This window comes from Bacteriovorax sp. As-1 (genome assembly GCF_058446905.1).
This window is the reverse complement of sequence record NZ_CP184341.1, coordinates 160,871-181,411: the sequence shown is the minus strand read 5'-3', so window position 1 is coordinate 181,411 and position 20,541 is coordinate 160,871. Positions and strand designations below refer to the sequence as shown.

Genomic DNA, 20,541 nt, shown 5'->3' with positions numbered 1-20,541 from the left:
ATTTTTAAGAGTTTTATTAGAAGATGATGAAGACTCTCATTCTCACTGAAAAACCATCTGTTGCTCGCGACTTTGCCATGGCCTTAGGGGCTTCTGGAAAAGGACAAGATGGCTTTATCGAAAATGATCAATACGTCATTACCTGGGCGATCGGGCATTTGCTTGCTCCTTACGACCCCGAAGACTACGATGCCGCTTACAAGAAGTGGAGTTTAAACACACTTCCCATTATTCCTTCTGAGTTTAAATTTAAAGCTCAGCCTAAAACTAAAAAACAACTTGATGTGATTAAAAGAATCCTCAAGAGAACTGATATTGAAAAACTCATTGTCGCTACCGATGCTGGACGCGAAGGAGAGCTCATTGCCCGCCTGATTTTAAATGAAGGGCGCTCAAAGGTGAAAGCTTTCCGTTTCTGGACATCAGCGGCCCTCACTAAAGATGTTATTCATCAAGAGATGAAAAAGTTAAAACCTCTCTATGAATACGACCGTCTTTTTATCGCTGGTCGCGCCCGCCAGAAGGCCGATTGGCTTGTGGGGATGAATCTCTCAAGACTTGCCACGATTAAACTTAATGATCTTTTTTCTATTGGAAGAGTACAGACTGCGGTTTTAAGTCTGCTGGTTGAAAGAAGAAAGGCGATTGATACCTTTATTCCGCAGGATTATTTCGAGTTCAAAGGGAAATTTAAATTTAAAAATGGAATCGTTTCGGCCTATTGGTTTGATCCAAAGAAAAAAGAAGATGAAAAGAGGCAAGACAAGCGCGATTTTTTCGATGATCTTCTAAAAAAAGTTCAAAATAAGAAAGCTGTCATTACTGTCTTAAATGAAACAGAAAAGACTTCTTACCCGCAGGGTTTATACTCTCTGACTGAGCTTCAGAGACAGGCCAACATGCTTTATGGCTTTTCGGCCTCAAGGACGCTGGAGATTGCCCAGTCTCTTTATGAAAAATACAAGTGTCTTTCTTATCCGAGAACTGATTCAAAAGTAATGGCCACTTCATCGTTTGATATGGTGAGGGGATTAGTTTTTAAATTTAAAGAAATCTATCCGGAACATTTTGAAAAATTTGCTGGTTTTAAAGTCAGTGTAAAAAATAGAACAGTCTTTGATGATTCAAGACTGACGGATCATCACGGTTTAATTCCTTTAAAAGACTTTAGCGGTGATGAGTCTTCTCCTGAAGGAAAGATTTTTCATTTGGTTTTAAAGCGTTTTATTTCAAACTTCCTGGAAAACCACCGCTACCTGGAAACAGATGTTGAAATTACCTGCGAAAATAACCATTTTAAGGCCCGTGGGAAAAAGATTATCGAGATTGGTTTTAAAGCACTAGAGGGGAGAGAAAGTGAAGAGATCCTTCCGGAAATCACGCTTAATGAAGAAGGTGTTTTTGGAAGTGGAGAAGTGGAGTCGAAAAAGACTAAACCTCCTTTTGAATACACTGAAGCCTCACTTTTATATGACATGACTAATCCGGCGAGACTGGTTAGTGAATCTGATTTGAAAAAGATTTTCAGGACTGAAATTGGTCTTGGGACTCAGGCGACTCGCGCACAAATCATCGAGACACTTTTAAAAAGAAACTACGTTGAAAGAGCGGCAAAGAACTTAAAAGCGACTGAAAAAGGAATTCTTCTCGTCGATAGACTAAACGATATGCCCAAAACACGTGAACTCACCAGCGTCTCGCAAACAGCGAAGCTAGAGCTTGCACTTCAAAGTATGGCCGAAGGGGAGACAGACGACTTGGATTTCTTAGACAAGATCAACGACTTCATTCAGACGGCAACTAATGAGTGGAAGTCGATTGAAGGTGTCCCTCGTGATAAATCAAAACCAAAATCTTACGGTGGAAAAACCTACGGGCCAAAAGTCCCGGCGAAGGTCTCGAACCTTGGGCCTTGTCCTATTTGTGGGGCCGAGATTAAAGACTTTCCAAAATCCTACAGCTGCTCTCGCTGGAAAGAAGGTTGTCAGTTCACGATCTGGAAAGTTGTCGCTAAGAAAAAGCTCAGCGAGTCTCAGGTGAAAAAGCTCATGACTGATAAAAAGACTGACCTGATTAAAGGCTTTAAGTCGAAAGCGGGAAAACCGTTTGAAGCTTACTTGACGATGAACAAAGATGGGAAAGTCGAGTTTGAGTTTCTTCCAAGATAAATAGAAATAAAAAGGCCCACACTCGTGTGGGCCCTTTTTTCCTAGATCTTCGTGCTCTCAGAGAAGAAGTTCAGTGGCTGGCGTACGTCGACCAGACCCCCTCCCTTCGGTTTCGGGAAATCAATAATTCGTAAAATGTTGGCCATGCACGAGATCCCTTTTGGAGAAAACTGTGCTTGCGCCGTTTTGATATTAACTGTAGAAACTTTTCCATCACCTTCAATGCGGAAGTTCAAGTCGACGATCCCTTTGATCTTTTCCGAATGTTCCTGAAGCTCCTGTTGGTAACAGAACTTAAACTGTGGCAGATACTCCTGAAGAATTTTTCTTAACACTTCAGGTTCAATTGATCCCATGACAACAGTGTCTGCCTGAACGAATGCAGTATCAATTCCTTTTTTGTTAGCGAGACCTCTTGTAGTCGTAGAGCGGTCGTAGTTACCGACAGCATCTTTACCCAACAGGTGTCCCGATCCATCGCCGATTCCGGCAGGGGCGCGGTAGTCTCCGGTTAAATTAGAACCTTTGTTACCAATACCCGTACCACTAGTTAATCCGCGACTTCCCTCAGTCCCAGCTCCGGCAGCAATTGTCATGGTGGCACTGTTACCCATTAGTGCCTTCAGCCCTTTTCCTTTGAACTCGTATCCTTTAGCAGCAGAGTCTCCCAGTCCAGTTGCACCAGCAACGTTTGGACTTGAAAGTGGTCCTGCTTTAGCAGATCCCTTTTTAGACTTCTGAACTTTCTGGTCCAGCGCCTGGGTAGGGTCTCCCGTTTTTCCTGCCTCATTGGTTGTGACTTTCTGAACCCCAGGATCCGTCATCGTCGCAACTTTTTGCAGTTGTTCCTGCTTTTCAATCTTCTTCTTAAGCTCCTTATATGAATCAGGAGGCGTAATGAAGTTCATTTTGATTGCTGCAAGTTTTTCTTTCTTTTCTTCCTCGATCTTATGAGCGGGGAATTTCACTACAAACACTATCGCATGGAGAAAGAGAGAGGCCATGATCGCTTTTTTGATAAAATCGCGGTTGGACTCATCTTTGGTATAGTGTCTTGTAGGTATGACCAGCTTAGCTTTGATTTTTCCGCTATGATGGTTCACTTTTATTGGTCTTAATGTTGGTATCATGAGCGCACCACCTACAACTTAGTATTAGTTCTTTTTGCCTTCTTCAGCGGCGATTGAGAAGTTTTTAGCTCCTGCAACTTTCGCCATATCCATCAACTCAACAGCTCTCCCTAAATTTGCAGCAGTGTCTCCTTCAAGGATAACTGAGTCGGTTTTTAGGTTTTTAAGCTCGCTGGCGATTTTTCTAGTGATCTCCTCCGGTACTACGGCCTTTCCTTGAACGGCCACTTTCCCATCCTTCCCAAGAGAGATAACCAGGATCTCGGCTTCTTTCTTTTCATTTGTCAGCGCTGTTTTTGGAAGTTCGATGTCCATTCCTGATTCCAGTGCTGCTGTCGAAGAAACCATAAAGATAATCAAAAGTACTAACATTACGTCGATAAGCGGGGTCATATTAATGTCTGCTACGATATCTTCATCATTATCATCATTTCCAACTTTCATACTCATATAGAACTCCTGCGGTGAAGATTAATGTCTACTAATAATTATCTCTTAATCGAGTTGAACTGATCGGCCATGTCACCAAGAGAGTGTTTAAACTCTTTTGCCGTAGCAGCAACTTTTACGTTGAGATAGTTGTAGAACATAACCGCGATAACCGCGACCGCAATACCAGAACCTGTTGCGATCAGGGCTTCAGAGATTGATCCGGCAACAACCGAGAACCCGGCCTTACCAGACGAGCCGATTTGTTTAAATGATTCCATGATCCCCCAAACTGTACCAAATAGTCCTACGAATGGTGCAGAAGAGGCGATCGTACCAAGCATCCACATATTTTTCTTTAGGTGTGAGTTGGTTTCATCCAGGCGTCTTTGCAGTCTTTGCTCATAGTCTTCTCTTGATGATGATTCATCAAAGACAGCGTAGTGAGCTTTAGCAATAACTTCCGGACAGTTTTTGTATAGGTATTCCATTTCGTGAAGTTTTTGTGTCTCCACGATTCTTGTGGCTTCATTTACATAGTGCTTGGCCTCTTTTTGAAATTTCGTCAGCTGCAGAATCTTATGGATTGTGATAACCCAGATCGCTACAGAGAAGGCCAGTAGAGGCCACATGATAAATCCACCTTGCTTAAAAATTTCAATAAAATGCATACGTACTCCTTTGGACATAGTTCTCTAGAGAATCTACTCTAGATCCGCGTTTAATTGTTTAACAGGTTCAACTTTGAGAGAGAGCTACGAATTACTTCTTGGGGACAGGAACTTCTTTTGGTGTATCCTTAATCTTTTGGTTAACTTCATCTAGGATCAACTCATTTCTTTTATTGTATTCAGCTGCGTACGTTCTTTTTTCTAAAATGGCCTTTGCTTCTTCCAGACGATTTTTTCTCATCAGATTGTAGGCGTAAAGACCTACAATGTCCGCGCGGTTTAAGTAGTCGCGCTGAATCTTTGAGATATATGAAAAAGACTTATCCATATCGTTTTGTCTGAAATAAATCAGGGCCAGAGAGTAGAGAAGGTCAATATCTTCATTATTTTTTGCTTCCAGCTTCTTTAAGATATCCAGCGCCTTGTTGTTTTCATTGAACTCGATATACAGCTGGGCCATATTGAAGTCCGGAGTGAAATAACTAGGCACGATTGTATTGGCCTTTTTAAAGGCATCGTAAGCTTCATTAAAGCGTTTAAACACCAGGTGAATAAGGCCCAGGTTGTTAGAGATAACCGCCTCAGCAAGTTTCTTTTGCGAGTCGTTCATATCCTTGTTTGAAGCTCTGGTTGCTTCCATTCCCAGCTCGTAATAAAAGATCGCTTTAGGGTAGTCCTTGTTAAGCGAATAACAAGTTCCCAGAGCATTCCAGTAAAACGGGTTAGTTTTATTCTGGTGCATTTTTTCTTCCAGCATCCCTTGTCCTTTAGCGATTTTTTGCTGATGGCAAGCGACCAGTGCCAGAGAGATGAAATCGCGTTTTGGCGACTCCATCGCCTGAAGGCGGTTGGTGTTATAGCGCATGAACGATTCTTCAGCTAAAAGGTCATACTGGTCTTTCTGGATCTGGTTATTAAAACTTGGCCCTGCACAACTAGCAGCTAAAACAGCGAGAGCAAGTAGGGCGAATGTTGTTTTGGTTTTCATACTCATTATTGTCCTGCAACCACTCTATTGTTATTTGAAGTCCCAATGTCTAAAGTGTTCGAGAAGAGAATTGCCGAGTGAAAATTAAGTGCTTTTTCCAATGAATTATTTTTTTCTAAACCGACTATATCATTTTTTTGAACTTCGAAAAAATAATTATTTTTCTCTAAAAAGGCCATTTTTTCGCGATCAACTTGCAGGCCCTTAGAGATCAGTGACTCAGTAATTTGGCGCATTCCCTGTTTAAACCCCTCTAAATACTTATCATCTACCCCTTTTGGGATGTAATTTCTGATAGCTTTTACCAATGAAAAGTACGGTTTCCCAAGGACATTTCTGATCATGATAACTTCCTGTGGACCAGAGCTTTTTGAGAGAGATATGGCCTCGTTATTGAGCTCTCCAATCATGGCAAAATACTGCTCTAGTTCTGAGTTAAACTTGTCCTCGTTGAACTTTTCTTCTTCTGTAAAAACGAACTTCATATCCAGGGCCTTCTTAGCGAACTCTGTCACGTACTCGTACTGAGTAGTGATGGCCGTCAGATCCAGGATTGGCTGAAGCTCAGCAATGTCTTTTTTCACAGCTTCAGGGTTCTGGTAGAATTTGTATCTTACGTATTTATCCATCATGTTTTTTAGAGTCATGTTATCAGCATGGGCCTTGAAGTAGGTGATAGCTTCTCTGTAGTTATCAGCGTAAATCATGCGCTCCATGTTTTCATTTTGAGTTCTAGAGATCAGCTTTTCGCTCAAATCACATTTTTTGAATTCTTCTTCTACTTTAATCAGAGTCCCGATGTTCATTTTGTGAATGATCGTGTTCTCGTTGATTAACTGGTAGAAGTCTTCTTTGTTTTTGTACAGGTCTTTACAAAAGCGTCTTGCTGTCATTAGTGCCACTTCATTAGAAGTCTCAACGTTTTGAAGCAGTCTGTATCCTTTTGCCAGAACAAAGAGTGATCCTGTCACTTTGATTAAGTCTTTATCGTCATACAGGTCTAAGCTTTTCTTTAACCATTTGTATGAGTCTTTTCCTTTATTTTGCTCAAGAGAAAGAGCGGCGATAGCGTAGGCCGCTTCAGCTTTTGTTCTTCTTGGGTATTGTTTTGAATCGTAGATTGACTCGTATCCTTTCATTGCTTCTTTGATTTGCCCTTTCTTCTCTAGGGCCTGGTACTTATTAAACAGAAGTCCACCAAGAACCGCAATTGAGTTCTCGATATATTCTTTTGAGAAGTTCAGGTAACCTTTTTCGATTTTTCCAATCCAGAAAGCAAGTTTATCTGTGTTCTTTTCTTTGATGTAGTAATCAAGAATCTGAGTCAGCATCTCGCGGTGGATATTCTCATCACTCTTGTAATAGAACTTGTACACCATCAGGATGTTAACGGCCTTTTTGATACGGTTAAGTTCAAAGTATTTGTTAAATAGCTTTTGATAAATCGCTTGCGACTTATCTGATTGTGGGTAGAAAATCACAAAGTTCTTGAAGGCGAAGATGGTGTATTCGTCTTCTTTGGCCTTTGGAAGTTTTGCCAGCTCAATAGTTGCCAGCATTGCGTCCAGAGATTTTCTTGTGATCTCATTTTTATCTTTTGTCAGTTTTGCGTTCATAACAGCACGCACGTAGTACTTAAGTGCCACCTGGTAATCCTGGGCAGAAAGCGCTGTTTCCCCCTGATAGTAGCGGTATAATTTTTTGTTTGGGCGGTCCAGGCTTGAGAGAATATCAAAGTATCTCATGATCTTTTTGTAATCGTCTTTGCTGTATACAACCGGGTCTTTTGACTTGTCTTTGATCAGGTTGATTTGCATGAACCCGGCGACTTCCTTGATCTTGTTTTGTGCCTGGAAAAGGTCATCTTTATCCAGCTTGTTTTTCTTGTGTAGCTCAAGGATGCTGTTAGCAGTGTCAAAGTACTGGTCGTCCTTTTTACTCTCACGGTAAACGTCAAGTTGAGTCAGGCGAACTTTCATTTCACCGTTAGGGTCTTTTCTTTTTCTTGTATCTTTAAGCGCCGCTTTTAAAACTTCATCTGTCATAGAGAAGTTATTTTTATTCATTGATGAAAGCGCCAGTCCAAGCAAGTGAGGAGCTGATGGGTTCGCGTTAGCTTCGAAGAATTCAACCCCTTCATAAGTAGCGTCGGCCTGAACGAAGAAGATCCCGATGGCCATAAAAATCTGCTCTTTCATTGAAACGTACTTTTTATTTTTTGTCGTTTCATATGAAAGCTTGATTAAGTCCAGGGCCTTTTTGAAATTTCTTTCTTTAAGGTGACACCAGCCGGCGTTGTAAAGGTGCTTTCCGTACCATTCATCGTCCGGGTTTTTAAGAACGTCGTTATAGTAAACTACCGCTTCATGGTAGCGTTTGTTGTTATAGTAGTATTCTGCCAGCGCAGTTTTTGCGTTGTACATCGTTTTAGACTCACCAGTGCTATTAGCAATGGCAAGTTTCAGGAAGCGTTCAGTGTCTGAAGCTGTTCCGTAATCGCGAGAGTTGATCGCCAGGGCGTAGTAGATTTCGGCGATTCTTGGGTATTTTGGGTATTGAGAAATAATAGTTAAAGCGTAACTCTGGGCCGTTTTGTACTGCTCTTGAGACGCTTTAAAGAAAGTTTCTTTTCCATTTTTAATGACCACACTAGCGTCGGCCTTAAGCAGATTTAAGTTTTCTTTTTCTTTAATAAGCTTAATTTTTTCAGAGTAAAGCTCGAAGAGGCGGTGTTTTAGTTCCGGCCCAGAGTAGCGGTTTCCTTTTATAGTTTTAATTTCGCTGTCGATTAAAACCATTAGTTTTTTCCAACGTTCTTGATCAAACGCCGGAGCGGGCGTCATAGCTCCAGTTTGTGGAGCTTCTTGCGATAAAGAAACGTTAGCTGAAAGTATTGTAAGAAGAAGTAGGAGTGTTTTCATGAAGGGCCCTCTGTATGTGCGGAGGATTAACGTCAATATTAAATAAACTTAGCGAAGGTTTTCAATTTCTCTGCGGTTTTCAAAGTCAAAGTTATTTTTCTCTAGCAGTGAACGTTTAAAAGATTGGCGCTCTCTTTCGTTTACTGTTAAGTCCCCTGGGGCCATGATCTGTCCTTTAATCTCTAAACTCCCAAGGTCGATGACTTCGTATTCTTTATATTTGTAAATAACGTTTTTCTTTTCCTCCTGGGCCATTAGCCCAGAAGAAAGAAGAAGTGATAATGTTGTGACTGCTAATATTTTCATAAATTGTCCTTTAATTATTTATTGGCCACTTTTTTGTTATCGACACAAGCAGACTGAAGTCCGAAAGAGTAGTCCCCAAGTTCATCGGCCCAGAAAGAACCGTTGAAATCAAAGAAGTACTGGCTTGTCTTTCTGTTGATATTCACATCAGAACCACGAGAACGTCCTGCTTCAGCAATCGCCTTAGCATTGTAGATGTCATCGCGTTTCTTAGAAAGTAGTTCAAGCTTAAGGTTAAACATCGAGTAACTGTGCTTGTGAATCTCGTTAACGAAAGTGAAAATTTCTTTTTTAATGTAGTGGTTGATCTTCGCGCTAATAAACCCAATTGTTGAATCCAGGTTCCCTTCAAGGTTTTCTGTGAATTCATTTCTGTTTTTCAGACGTTTTAATAACGCCAGCTCATCCTTAGCTGCTTTTAAGCTTGCTAAGTCCAGGTTGAACTTTACTTGCTTTCTCGTCTGAGTGATCAAGTTTCTGATAAATGGGTTTAAGTTCCCTCTTGTTTCCGGGTCTGCATAATAAAGATCCAGGAAGTAAGTGTGTGACATTTTGTTTTTTCCAAGAATGTCTTTTAGTGCCTGGGCCTTTGGTTGGTAGATCTCATAAAAGTGATCAACAACTTTTAGCGAGTCATCCCACAGACATAGGTTGTAATAAGAAAGCGCCATTAAAACTTCCGCTTCTGGAAAGAAATAACTTTCAAGCAATGGAGCTTTATAAGTTACAGTTAAACCAAGAGCGCGGTTGTAATCCTTTAGGTAGTAGTGTGCCCAGGCCTGATCCATCAGGATGTAAGGCCATTTGTAAGAGCGTTTGTCGATTTGTTCATAAGTCGTAAGAGCGTCTTCGTATTTTTTCTCTTCGATTTTCACTCTTGCCGTTCTGATGATACAAGTCTCTTTCAGGTAGTTGTAGTAGCGCTTAAGCTTTTCACCCTTAACATTTGATTCCTGTGCTGTTGATTTTTTCACACAAGACTCATAGAGGTTTAGAGCTTCAATGTTTTTGCGCTCCATATTCCTGATGGTCCCTTTAATCAAGGCTGCCTCAGCAGAAAACTGGTGAGTCTCTGGAATGCGCGAAAGGATTTCATAGGCCTTGGCATTCTGGTCCTTGTTAAAAAGTCTTGTCCCCAGAATCAATGAGATCGATGGAATGTTGAAGCTCTCCAGGCGTTTTTCATCCAGGTTTAAGACGGCCATTGTCCCGGTTTTTAAAACCAGTGTCTCAATGTCGGCTTCAAGTTCAGCGTCGATTTCATTGTTGGTTTCAAGATAGTTATTGATGTAGGGGATCGCACTAAAATAGTATGAACCTTCAATCAACTCGTGAGCAATTTTCTTGTCGCGGGTCTTTGATTTATCTTTTTGATAAAGTTCATAAGCACCTTTAGCAGAAGCATGCACCTGCGATGTGACTGTAAGAAGAGCGATTAACAGTGCTAAGTATTTCATATGACCTCTAAGATTTTATAAATTAGAAAGAGACCCCGATTGTCAGGATGGCATCAGTATTTTGTCTAAGCTTAGAGCTTGGAGTTTTACCGTTAACTGTCGGTCCTGGGGCCTTATAGTTATTCATGATCAGGTCAACCCCGATATGAATATTTTTTGTAGCGTGAAAACTAAGACCAGTTTTAGCAATGACTGAAGTGTACTTTTCGTCTTTGTAAGAGTTGGCCTGTGAAGGAGTGGCAACTGAAGTCGCGTTACTAGAAGTGTTTAGTTTCCCAAGTCCCAGACCTAAGTTCCAATCGAAGTAGAAAATTTTGTTAAATGTATTGATCTTTCCGTAGAAAGGAGACCACTTCGCCACGATACCATAATTGCTGTCTGTCTTTCTGATAAACGGAATCGACCCGTTTAAGCGTTTTAAGTTTTCCATCGCTTCGTTGTCGCTGTTGCTGTACTTAGTGTACAGAAGTTCCACCGCCCATTCTTCCGTAAGATAGAACCCAGCATTGGTGTGAACCATTGAAGTGTCCTGGAAGTTTGAGGATAGACCCATCCCGTACCCAAGGTTCAGGTAAACAGTTTTGTCTTTTTTGTGAACTTTATTTTGGAGAACGTATACTTTTTTATCTGGGTCAAGCCACATAAAATCATATAAGTCTTTTTCATCAGCCCTTAGCGCGGGTGCGCTAAGGGTGAGTGAAACTAGTGAAAGAGCGATAATATTTCTATAGTTAAGTTTCATTAAATGGCTCCTAATACTGTCGCTTTAACTTTATAGCGAACTTCAACTTTAGATCCCTCAGCAGGTAGAGAATTAGCATCGAACTTTACAGTTCTTTGGGCAGCATTAAAGACATAACCAGAGCTAACTTTTACGTTGTTAACATAAACGTCAACTTTGTCTTCGTATGGAGATTCATTAAGAGCGAAACTATCCATTAAGTTAACAATTCTTCCCCCCATATCCAGAAGGATAGTAGAGAAGTCTTGCTTAATGTCGGCAGTAATACCAGCTGTCGCAGTGGCAACTTCTTTATAACGGTTACCGATAGTTTCCCATTGGTATCCATAGTTTTTCACTGTTACGATAGAGTAGGCCTTAACCATCCCTTTGTTTGTTTTCTGAGCTTGAAGCTTATCAAGATACTCTTGAACTTTCTTTTCTGACTGGTCTTCCTCATCAGAGATGTAAACCACAACTAAGAAAGCATCTGGTCTTAAGAAGCTTGAAGCATAACGGTCCATAAAACTTGCTGATGTTTTTAATCCTTGCTCAATCCCTGATCCAGATGTTCCTACCTTTACCCATTTCGTAAAGTTGTTTAGGAATGCAGTTTTATTTCCTTTGGCAGATGCACTAGTAAGTTTCGCACTGTCACCAACCATTTTCCCGTTTCTTGTCGATGTACCATCTGTAGTCGTGATGGCCATCTTGAAGTCGATGTCCTTTTCGATAAATTGGTTAATAAATGACTGGAAGTTTTTCCCTAGAGCGTCCTGTTCGTCCGCCATTGATCCCGAGTCATCAATAACCCATAGGATGTCGACGTCACCGTTCTTCCCTTTGTTTTGAGTAAAGATTTCTGAACGGTCATTTAAGATCACAACTGGTTCTGTAATTGGTGGTTCAACTACCGGTGGGTTTACCACTGGAGGATTTACTACAACAGGAGGATTGACCACTGGAGGTTCAGTTACTGGAGGATTCACAACAACAGGAGGCTCAGTGACCACAGGAGGATTCGTTACGACTGGAGGGGTTGTCGTCCCGCCACCACCTCCGTTATCTCCTGTGTTTCCACCACCAGTATTGCCGCCGCCAGTGTTTCCACCGCCAGTACCAGTATCACCACCACCAGTGTTTCCTCCACCAGTGCTGCCGCCACCGTTACCACCATGCACAATTCCGCCGCCATTACCGCCAGTGTCTCCACTAGGTGTACTGATTTCAGAAAGACCTTGTTTTTCGTAGAACTCACTTTGCTTACAGGCACCAAGAACTAGAAGGCATAGGGCAATAAGCAAATGCTTTTTGCCTCGAGAAAGATTTAATAGCATGAACGTCCCCATCTAACGTCAAAGAATTGATCTTTTCCGAAACTCTGATTTTGATAACCACAGACGTGCAACATCAGTAAACGAACTACTTCAAAATCAAAGGCTATTAGGTGGTTTGATTATAGCGATTTAAGAAGTGAGTTTTTCATGGATTAAAGTTTTTTCAAGAATATCCGACAAGAATTGATGAATATTCATGACTTATTTGTGCTTTTTTTTCAAAAATTCGTGATAAAATTACTTTAAGCGGATCTTTAAAAAGTGCCAATTCCGGTGGACACCGCTGATAGTAAGTATTTCAACTCTATGACAGGAGAACAACCATGTGCCTAATTTGCGTAGAATTTAATAAGAAGCGCATGACTCGTGAAGAAGTGAAAAAAGCTTTACCCGAGATGGTGATGTTTGCTAAAACTGAAGAGGATAGGAATCATTATAGGAAGCTCCAGTCTTTAGGAGATTCGTCTGACGAAAATGCACTTTCAGATTTTATCGATGATCACGTAAGTAAATATGGGAAAAAAATTAGCTGATTTAGAGTACACCAACCGCCTTTATAAAAAGGCGCCTTTTCTTTATGCTCAAGTTAAACCTACGCCACTTAAAGAACCAAAACTTTTGCATTTAAATACTGACCTGTTTGAACGCATGGAGCTTGATCCTTCTCTCAAGGATGCTCCTTCGTTTCTGCGTTTTTTAAATGGCGACCTGGATTTTGAAGGACTCTTTTTTGGTGCGAGCTTTTATTCGGGCCACCAGTTTGGTCATTACGTTCCACGCTTAGGCGATGGGCGAGCGATTACACTGGCAGAAGTAAAAAACCATTCAGGTGAACACTTTGAGCTGCAATTAAAAGGCTCAGGACTGACTCCCTTTTCCCGCATGGGGGACGGTAAGGCCGTGGTGCGATCAAGTATCAGAGAGTACCTCGCAAGCGCTCATCTAAAGGCCCTAGGTATTCCTACTACAGAAGCCTTGGCGGTCATTACGGGGGCAGATGATGTCTACCGCGAAGAGATCGAAAAGAGTGCCATCGTTTTACGTGTGGCCGAAAGTTTCTTTCGTTTTGGTCATTTCCAATATTATGCGCACACCAATCAAAAAGAAGAGCTTAAAGAGCTCGTGGAGTTTGCAATCTCCCATTATTTCTGCGAATACCAGGATCATCCAAACCGTTATGTGCTTTTTTATCAAGAAGTCATAAAGAGAACTGCAAAGCTTTTTGCTAACTGGCAAGCAGTCGGTTTTTGTCATGGAGTTTTAAATACAGACAACATGTCCTTATTGGGACTGACACTTGATTACGGCCCTTACGGCTTTATCGATCACTTCGATCAGGATCATGTTTGCAACCATTCTGACCACGAGGGGCGCTACAGTCTGGGGAATCAGCCGGGAATCGGCATGTGGAACCTGGAAAGGTTAGGGGATGCTCTCGCTGATTTTATTAATGAAGAAGACAGAAAGAGAACGCTGGAGACTTATCCACCGCTTTTTTTATATGAATACCGCAGATTGCTCTTAGAAAAGTGTGGGCTTTATAAAATGCACCTGGATGATGAGGACTTACTAAGAGGCATGCTCAACATGCTGGTCACAAGTAAGATTGATTACACTCAATTTTTCCGTGCGCTTTCTCGTTATGAAAAAGGAAGCTTGGTCTTAAATGGATTTGATAATCCAGAACTCAAAGAATGGCTTGCTCGTTACGAACAAAGACTGGTGATTGAAGAAGAGGATGAATCTTCTCGTCACGAAAAGATGCTTAATCGCAACCCGAAATTTATTTTAAGAAACTATATCGCCCAGATGGTCATCGAAGATGCTTCTATGGTGTCTGTGGTGTATCAAGTGCTCACTCATCCATTTGCCGAATGGGAAGACTTCCACGAGTGGTCTAAACCTGCGCCGGTCAAATATAAAAATCTGTCAGTGAGTTGTTCGTCCTAACTTATACGAGGTGACTTATGAAAGTTGTCGTTTTTGGATACTCAGAAGCCCCGGATCGCTACTCGAATATGGCGGCCAATCTTCTTTGCGATTATAAACACGAAGTGGTGACGATTAACCCTCGTCAGGAAGAAGAGCTCAAAAAGATTAACACCACTTTCCACACCCTGACTCTTTATGTGAATCCGCAAATTTCTGACAAATATCAGGATCTGCTTTTAAATTCTAAACCTAAGCGAGTTATCTTTAATCCTGGTACGGAAAACCCTGCTTTAGAGAGGAAATTTGAAGCTCAAGGTACAGAAGTCGTGATCGGCTGCACTCTAGTCATGCTCAAAACACAACAATTCGACTAGAGAATTCCCGAGTAAAAGACTTTCTTTCTTGCCCAACTAGAGATTTAGATTTTTAATTATATCTATCAATCAACAATGGTGATGGGAACATATGCAATCAAGAACACTTATTGGTCTTTCGCTTTGTCTTGCTCTAATGTCAGGAACTACACTGGCCGAAAGCAAAAAGAAAAAACAATTTATACCGGACACTGCTGTTCGCCATAAGATGAACACCATTTCAGGGACGATCAGAAATCTTGGTCCTTACATTGCGTCTGAACAGGAATTCACTAAAGAGAACAATAAAAAATTTATTGAACAAAACCTGTTGAACTTAACAGACCTGTTTAAAAACCTAAAAGTTCACCCGGTCATTTCAACACAAGGTCTCTCGCTTAATCAACTGGTCATGACTGAACAACTTCAGCAGACTGTTACTTACTTTAGAGCTGGCAAGAGATCCCTGGCGCGCGCGAAATTCACCAGCGCCCTTAACCTATGCATTGGCTGTCATGCTCAGTCTCCAGGACAAGATCTGGGAAAACTCTTTGCTGATAAAGACATTCAAAAAATGAAAATCTCGCTTTTTGAAAAGGCCGAGCTTTATTTCATTACCCGTGACTATGATAAAGCGATGGAACTCTACAATGAATTCCTAAGCAAAGTGAAAAAGACAGACGACGATGAGTTTATCTATAAAGCTCTGGAGCGCGAGCTGATCTATTACGTGCGTATTAAAAAAGATTTTGCCGCAGGCAAAGCACAGTTTGATAAGCACCTAAAGGCAAAGCTTTTCAATGAAAAGATTACTGAAGAAGTCAGCGAGTGGAGTAGAACTCTGGGAGGAAAAACGCTTTGGGACGGCTTTAACCCTGAAGGGACAAAAGAAGAAGAGATGGAAAAGTTTATGAAGACTTTTATTGCCGACGATGAAGAAGGCCCGATCTTCACGGTTACAAACTCTTCTGAAGTTTACGACTTGAATCTTTCGACGATTCTTCTGGATTACTATAATGCTCATCCTGACACGCGCTTGGGAGGAAAAATCCTTTACTGGCTGGCGATTTTAGATAAGAGAATCAACGATGACTTATTCTTCTCAATCGGTGACTTCTATCTTCTTACTTGTATGGAGAAATACAGCAAAGACCCGATTGCAGCGGAGTGTTTTGATTCTTATCAGGAAGACCTGGAGATCAATTACCTTTCAAAAGATAAAAAAGAATTCCCAAAAGACATCATTGAAAAGCTTAATTCTCTGAAGAAGAAAATTAATTATATCGATGAATAAAAAGGCTGTGTTTATGACAAGATTGTTTCTGTTACTTTTCTTAATCTCTCACGTTTCCCTGGCAGCAGATGCTAAAAAAACAACAGGAGACCAAAAGACCGAGGCCCGTGCCATTATGGACGGAGTGTACGATTCTTTTGTTAAGGTGATTCCTTACGTTTACTCGGACGAAAAAAATGGGGGATTGCTATTAAAAGACTCTCAACAAAAAGCAGAGCTTTTAAAGAACCTGACAGATATCTCAGATTACTTTAAAAGTGCCCGTCACGTTGAGTATTTCCAGAGACCAGGGTTTAGACCGAGTCTTGAGACAATCAATTATCACATGGACGACACTATTCGTTCGGTGAAAAACGACAACTTCGCTTTTGCTCAAAAGCGCATGAAGGCCCTGACAGCTCTTTGTATTTCATGCCATTCACAACTTTCTGAAAGTGCTTCTCAAAATGCCTTCGGAGTGGCCATTAATAAGACCAAAAGAGAAAGTTTTGACTCTGATTTTGCTTACGCTAACTATCTTTTTTTAGTGAGGCGCTTTTCTGATTCAGAAAAATATTTTGACTTAGCAATAGAAAAGGCCCTTAAAGAAAATCAGGAGCATGAACTATACTCATCATTGAGAAAAGAGATCTCGATTCACACGAAGATTGATTTCAACGTTAAACAAGGCAACCAGATGATTGCCAGGTTTGAAAAGGATCCGAGACTTCCTCCGCTGGCCAAGTCTTCATTAGTGAGCTGGAAAAAATCACTTAGTAAGTGGAAGTCGTTTAATCCTAAAAAAGTAAAATCGATTGACCGTTTTATTAAAACTTACCTGGCCCCGCTTGAATCTGAAAAAGGGCAGACGGCCGGAGGTGAGCACGATGTGACTCTTTTAGTTGCAAGTGGTGTGCTTTCAAAGTATCTAAACGATCACCCGAAAACTCCACTAGCACCTGAAATCCTTTATTGGCTTTCAATTGCTGAAAGAAGACTTTCGAATACCTATTTTTTCTCACTTAGTGATCTCTATTTAAAAGACTGTATCAAGCTTTATCCGAAGTCACGTTTTGCTAAAAAATGCTACGCTGAGTACGCGGAAAATATTGAATTTGGTTACAGTGGTTCGTCAGGGACGGATATTCCTGTCGAGGAAAAACAAGAGCTTGAGCGCCTGAAAGGGTACTTGAAGTAAGTTTTTCTTGAAGTTATGGAGTAAGGCCATTAAGATGAAAAAAATAGAAATTAAAGGGATTGTATATGAGCGAAGCGGCTAAAGTTGAAAGTTTACCACAACCACCAGAGCCAGAAGTGAATGCTGACGGTATTAAGATTTACCCAACATCATTTATTCCGGTAAAAGCACATATGGAACCATCTCGTGTTCCAACTGCAAAAATGACAGGACTTCAGATTGAAGTGATTCACGTCGTAATCTTCTTCGTTCTGACAATTGGACTTTTCATTAGCATGTGGAAAAAACCAAACGAAAGATAGGTTTTCACAAACATTTCAAAATAAAAAAAGGCCATCCATGTGATGGCCTTTTTTTATTGTTCATACTAAGCAAAATTTTACTGACTAAAATCAAATTTTATTTATTTGAAACAACCTCATGCCTGCTATTAGTGTTTTATTTATAAATTAATTATGAGGGAAATGTATGGAGTGCTTCCAAAGAATTGGGCTAAGAGAAAAAGTTCTCTTAACTGTGGCCGTGACTTGTCTTATTTGCGCATCGGCCTCGTTAGGAGTGGGGGTGTATTTTAAAAACCGCGAATTCCGCGAGGGATTGGTGAGTAAGGCCCAAACGATTCATTCGAGAATCCATGTTGCCAGCCAGTATGTGGCCAAACAAGGCGGTTTGGCGAATATGGTTGATTTTTACAAAAAGAAATATCGTAGTTCAGACGAGCTTACTGATGAAGATAAAAAAATTATCATCCAGCAAGTTCCAATATATGCAGCGATGAGAATCGGCGCTGTGGATTCTGAAAAGGAGATGTACTCCTTTAGGGTCTTTTCTAACGAGCCCAGAAATAAAGACAATCAGGCCACCCCAGATGAGATGAAAATCTTTGATCGCTTTGCTACGAAACCGGAGCTGGAGGAAATTGTTCATGATGTTGGCAGGTATGTCACAGTTTATCGTCCTGTGCGTATTAAAGAAAAATCGGGATGTTTGACTTGTCATGGTGATCCGCTGACGAGCCCATGGGGCAATGGCAAAGATATTCTCGGGCAAAATATGGAGAATTGGCAGGATGGAAAACTGCACGGAGTTTTTGCGATCACTAGTGACGTAAAAATGATTGATGCCGAAAATCATGAGTCAGGAAAAATTTCAGCGACGACTTATATGGGAGGCTTTATTACAGTAGGGGCCTTTTTTGCTTTGGGGCTGGCCTACTTTATCGTGCGCTCTCCACTTGAGACGCTAAAGAATGTGACCATTAATCTTGAAAATTCAAAAGCGCTTCTCATGCATGCTTCGGAGCAGATTGGTGAAGCTTCCACTGATTTAGCAAGCACTTCAAAGCAGCAGTCAATCTCACTTCATGACACTGCAACCTCGGTCAAAGAAATGAGTTCTATGATAGAGAGCAATTCGATGAATGCTCAGGAAGCGGCTAATGCTTCTATCCGTTCTAAGGCCAAAGCTGATTGTGGAAAAGAGGTTGTAAAAAAGATGATTGATTCTATGAAAGTCATCGACCAGAGCAACCAGGATTTCGTTGAACAAATTAACCAAAGTAATAGTGAGCTAAAGAGCATCATTGAAGTGATTTCAGAAATTGAAAGTAAAACGAAAGTGATCAACGAAATCGTGTTCCAGACAAAACTTCTCTCTTTTAATGCTTCAGTTGAGGCCAGTAGAGCGGGAGAGCATGGGAAAGGATTTGCAGTCGTTGCAGAAGAAATCGGTAATCTGGCGCAGATGAGCGGGAAGGCCTCGCTGGAAATTTCGACTATGTTGGAAGAAAGCATGGGAAAAGTAGATCGCATCATCAAAAAAACCAAGGCCAATGTTGACTCCATAGTTTTGAGTGGTAATGAAAAAATTGAAAACGGAGTCATGACAGCTAAAGAGTGCGGCGATGTTTTGGAAGAAATTTTTAGAAACGTCTCCAATGTAACGAAGATTGCCTCAGCGATTGAGACGGCAGGGGCAGAGCAGGCCGAAGGAATTAGTGAGATAAATAAGGCGCTGGATGAGCTTCATCAAGTCACCCAGAAGAATAGTCATACAGGGCTTGAGACAGCTAGTGCTGCTGAAAAGCTCGCCAGCGAGTCCCGTGCTCTCAATATTATTGTGAGTGAGCTGTCGCTTACGATCTATGGTGATAAGAAAAAAAGTTAAGCTGCCTTCTCTTCGTGATAGTGACCGGCATATTGCATATCCACACCCATGATGTGACTGATTAGCCAGTTTCTTAGGAATGAAAGAAGTTTTTGGTCATCGAGAGTTCCTTTTTCAATCTGCTCGCCATAACGGCCGACTTGCTCAAGGAGCTTTTCATGGATCTTTTTATGTGAATTCAACTGAGGGTAGGCAATAGACTCCATGAATTTTTCTTCATGAGAAAAGTGCTCACGAGTGTAGGCCGCCAGGTCTTTAAAAGAATTATAAAGAGTGATCTTATCTTTTTTCACATACTGAGCAGAAAGGGCATCAACCAGGATATTGATCTTATTAACCAGGATCTTGTGTTCATCGTCCATCTTATCAACTCCAAGCATAAGCTTGTCATTCCATACGAACTGTTGAAGTTTTTTGACTTTGTTTTTATTTTTTGGAAGATAAAATTTCATGTTCTCAGTGAACTTAATCAGGTCTTTTGTCTGATCCGCAAAAGCGTGAGCGTGCTCAGTTGACTGGCTGGCCACTAAGCGGTTTTTATCTGCAATTTCCTGGAGATTTCCAATCGCCTTATCCAGTAACTCAACACCTTGGGACTGCTCTTTTGTGGCCACTGAAATTTCTTGCACCATCGAATTGATTTCTGCAATCTGGCCGGTAATAGAGGAGAAGATATTCTCACAACTTTTTGCTTTATTGTATCCGGCCTCGCTTCTTTTGGCCGTGTCAGATGTTAATCTCTCAACTTTGACTTTTGTTTTTTCCAATGCCTGATTAACAGACGTCACACTCTTTTCAACGATTTTAGAAATCTCATCAGCAGAGTTACCACTGACTTGAGCGAGTTTATTGATTTCTTCTGCTACGACTGCAAATCCTTTCCCGTGCTCTCCAGCGCGGGCCGCTTCAACAGAAGCATTAAAAGAGAGAAGTTTTGTCTGGAAAACGATCTCGTTAATGAGTTTTGTTTTTTCTGCAATCTCTTTAATAACCATGAGTGACTGAGAAAGCTCATTAATACTCTCTTGCATTTGCGACTGGAAGTTTTCACTTCCCATTTTAATTTCAAGACTTGAACTTACCATCTCTTGAACGATCTTATGTCCCTCGCTCGCCATATCCTGAAGACCTGAAGCCTTGTCATCAAGGTCTTTAGCGTAGTCACTAGTTCGCATGATCATAGAATTGATTTCATGGCTGGCCGTCACAGTAGAGTTAAGTGTATCAAGCTGCTCTTCAGAAGCCTTAAAAAGGTCTGAGCTAACAGTACTAACCTGTTCGGCCGATCCTGTGAGGTCAAAGCTGATTGTTGAAACATTATCCAGGTTGTTCAGGATATTTTTTCTATCTCTTAAAAACTTGTACACAAAATACAAGGCAAAAGTGAGAAGAAGAGTGAGAAAGCTCAATAAAAAATTCATAGTCAGGGTCCTGCTTTTTATAGTAGTGATGATATCGTCAAAGGAATAGGCTAACCTAAGAACATTGTTC

The 20,541-nt window shown here is 41.0% G+C and carries 18 protein-coding genes; 8 read left to right on the top strand and 10 right to left on the bottom strand.

Annotated elements, in window-relative coordinates; genetic code table 11:
- Nucleotides 1–23 precede the first annotated feature (23 nt).
- On the top strand, nt 24–2,168 hold the full coding sequence (locus ACN20O_RS00855; protein ID WP_491636257.1) for a type IA DNA topoisomerase: 2,145 nt from the start codon (nt 24–26) through the stop codon (nt 2,166–2,168).
- A gap of 41 nt (nt 2,169–2,209) precedes the next feature.
- Here ACN20O_RS00855 and ACN20O_RS00850 read toward each other — a convergent pair whose 3' ends face one another.
- From ACN20O_RS00850 to ACN20O_RS00810, 9 genes are all read right to left on the bottom strand, one after another.
- Entirely contained in the window at nt 2,210–3,298 is a 1,089-nt protein-coding gene (locus tag ACN20O_RS00850; protein ID WP_491636255.1) for an AgmX/PglI C-terminal domain-containing protein, read from the bottom strand.
- Nucleotides 3,299–3,322: 24 nt separating this feature from the next.
- Nucleotides 3,323–3,748 carry an ExbD/TolR family protein gene (locus tag ACN20O_RS00845; RefSeq protein WP_102243980.1) on the bottom strand — a complete coding sequence of 142 codons (426 nt, stop codon included), beginning with the start codon at nt 3,746–3,748 and terminating at the stop codon, nt 3,323–3,325.
- Between the two features lie 38 nt (nt 3,749–3,786).
- The gene (locus ACN20O_RS00840; protein ID WP_158649654.1) at nt 3,787–4,398 is read right to left on the bottom strand and encodes a MotA/TolQ/ExbB proton channel family protein; all 612 of its coding nucleotides are present in this window, start codon (nt 4,396–4,398) and stop codon (nt 3,787–3,789) included.
- A 91-nt stretch (nt 4,399–4,489) separates the two neighbouring features.
- Nucleotides 4,490–5,386, bottom strand: a complete 897-nt coding sequence (locus ACN20O_RS00835) for a tetratricopeptide repeat protein (protein ID WP_133566630.1) — start codon at nt 5,384–5,386, stop codon at nt 4,490–4,492.
- Between the two features lie 5 nt (nt 5,387–5,391).
- Nucleotides 5,392–8,307: a hypothetical protein gene (locus ACN20O_RS00830; RefSeq protein WP_491636252.1), complete on the bottom strand. Its 2,916-nt coding sequence runs from the start codon at nt 8,305–8,307 to the stop codon at nt 5,392–5,394.
- A gap of 48 nt (nt 8,308–8,355) precedes the next feature.
- On the bottom strand, nt 8,356–8,613 hold the full coding sequence (locus ACN20O_RS00825) for a hypothetical protein (protein WP_491636250.1): 258 nt from the start codon (nt 8,611–8,613) through the stop codon (nt 8,356–8,358).
- 14 nt (nt 8,614–8,627) lie between these two features.
- Complete coding sequence (locus tag ACN20O_RS00820) at nt 8,628–10,070, bottom strand: hypothetical protein (RefSeq protein WP_491636248.1); 1,443 nt, start codon at nt 10,068–10,070, stop codon at nt 8,628–8,630.
- Between the two features lie 22 nt (nt 10,071–10,092).
- Nucleotides 10,093–10,812: an outer membrane beta-barrel domain-containing protein gene (locus ACN20O_RS00815; RefSeq protein ID WP_491636246.1), complete on the bottom strand. Its 720-nt coding sequence runs from the start codon at nt 10,810–10,812 to the stop codon at nt 10,093–10,095.
- Nucleotides 10,812–12,128 (bottom strand): vWA domain-containing protein, encoded by a 1,317-nt coding sequence (locus tag ACN20O_RS00810; protein WP_491636244.1) that lies wholly within the window; start codon nt 12,126–12,128, stop codon nt 10,812–10,814. The genes ACN20O_RS00815 and ACN20O_RS00810 overlap by 1 nt, the downstream gene beginning before the upstream one ends.
- Before the next feature lie 323 nt (nt 12,129–12,451).
- On the opposite strand from ACN20O_RS00810, the gene ACN20O_RS00805 reads away from it, so the two are divergent.
- The 7 genes from ACN20O_RS00805 to ACN20O_RS00775 all read left to right on the top strand — a co-directional run bounded on the left by ACN20O_RS00805 (nt 12,452) and on the right by ACN20O_RS00775 (nt 19,050).
- Nucleotides 12,452–12,661 carry a hypothetical protein gene (locus ACN20O_RS00805; RefSeq protein WP_491636242.1) on the top strand — a complete coding sequence of 70 codons (210 nt, stop codon included), beginning with the start codon at nt 12,452–12,454 and terminating at the stop codon, nt 12,659–12,661.
- Complete coding sequence (locus ACN20O_RS00800; RefSeq protein ID WP_491636240.1) at nt 12,642–14,078, top strand: protein adenylyltransferase SelO; 1,437 nt, start codon at nt 12,642–12,644, stop codon at nt 14,076–14,078. The genes ACN20O_RS00805 and ACN20O_RS00800 overlap by 20 nt, the downstream gene beginning before the upstream one ends.
- A 17-nt stretch (nt 14,079–14,095) precedes the next feature.
- Nucleotides 14,096–14,434 (top strand): CoA-binding protein, encoded by a 339-nt coding sequence (locus ACN20O_RS00795; protein WP_491636238.1) that lies wholly within the window; start codon nt 14,096–14,098, stop codon nt 14,432–14,434.
- Between the two features lie 91 nt (nt 14,435–14,525).
- Entirely contained in the window at nt 14,526–15,707 is a 1,182-nt protein-coding gene (locus ACN20O_RS00790; protein WP_491636236.1) for a hypothetical protein, read from the top strand.
- Between the two features lie 13 nt (nt 15,708–15,720).
- Entirely contained in the window at nt 15,721–16,884 is a 1,164-nt protein-coding gene (locus tag ACN20O_RS00785; RefSeq protein ID WP_491636234.1) for a hypothetical protein, read from the top strand.
- 65 nt (nt 16,885–16,949) lie between these two features.
- Complete coding sequence (locus tag ACN20O_RS00780) at nt 16,950–17,186, top strand: hypothetical protein (protein WP_491636232.1); 237 nt, start codon at nt 16,950–16,952, stop codon at nt 17,184–17,186.
- Nucleotides 17,187–17,352: 166 nt separating this feature from the next.
- Nucleotides 17,353–19,050, top strand: a complete 1,698-nt coding sequence (locus tag ACN20O_RS00775; RefSeq protein ID WP_491636230.1) for a methyl-accepting chemotaxis protein — start codon at nt 17,353–17,355, stop codon at nt 19,048–19,050.
- Here ACN20O_RS00775 and ACN20O_RS00770 read toward each other — a convergent pair.
- Entirely contained in the window at nt 19,047–20,471 is a 1,425-nt protein-coding gene (locus ACN20O_RS00770; protein ID WP_491636228.1) for a bacteriohemerythrin, read from the bottom strand. The two genes, ACN20O_RS00775 and ACN20O_RS00770, sit on opposite strands and share 4 nt — an antisense overlap.
- Nucleotides 20,472–20,541: the final 70 nt, after the last annotated feature.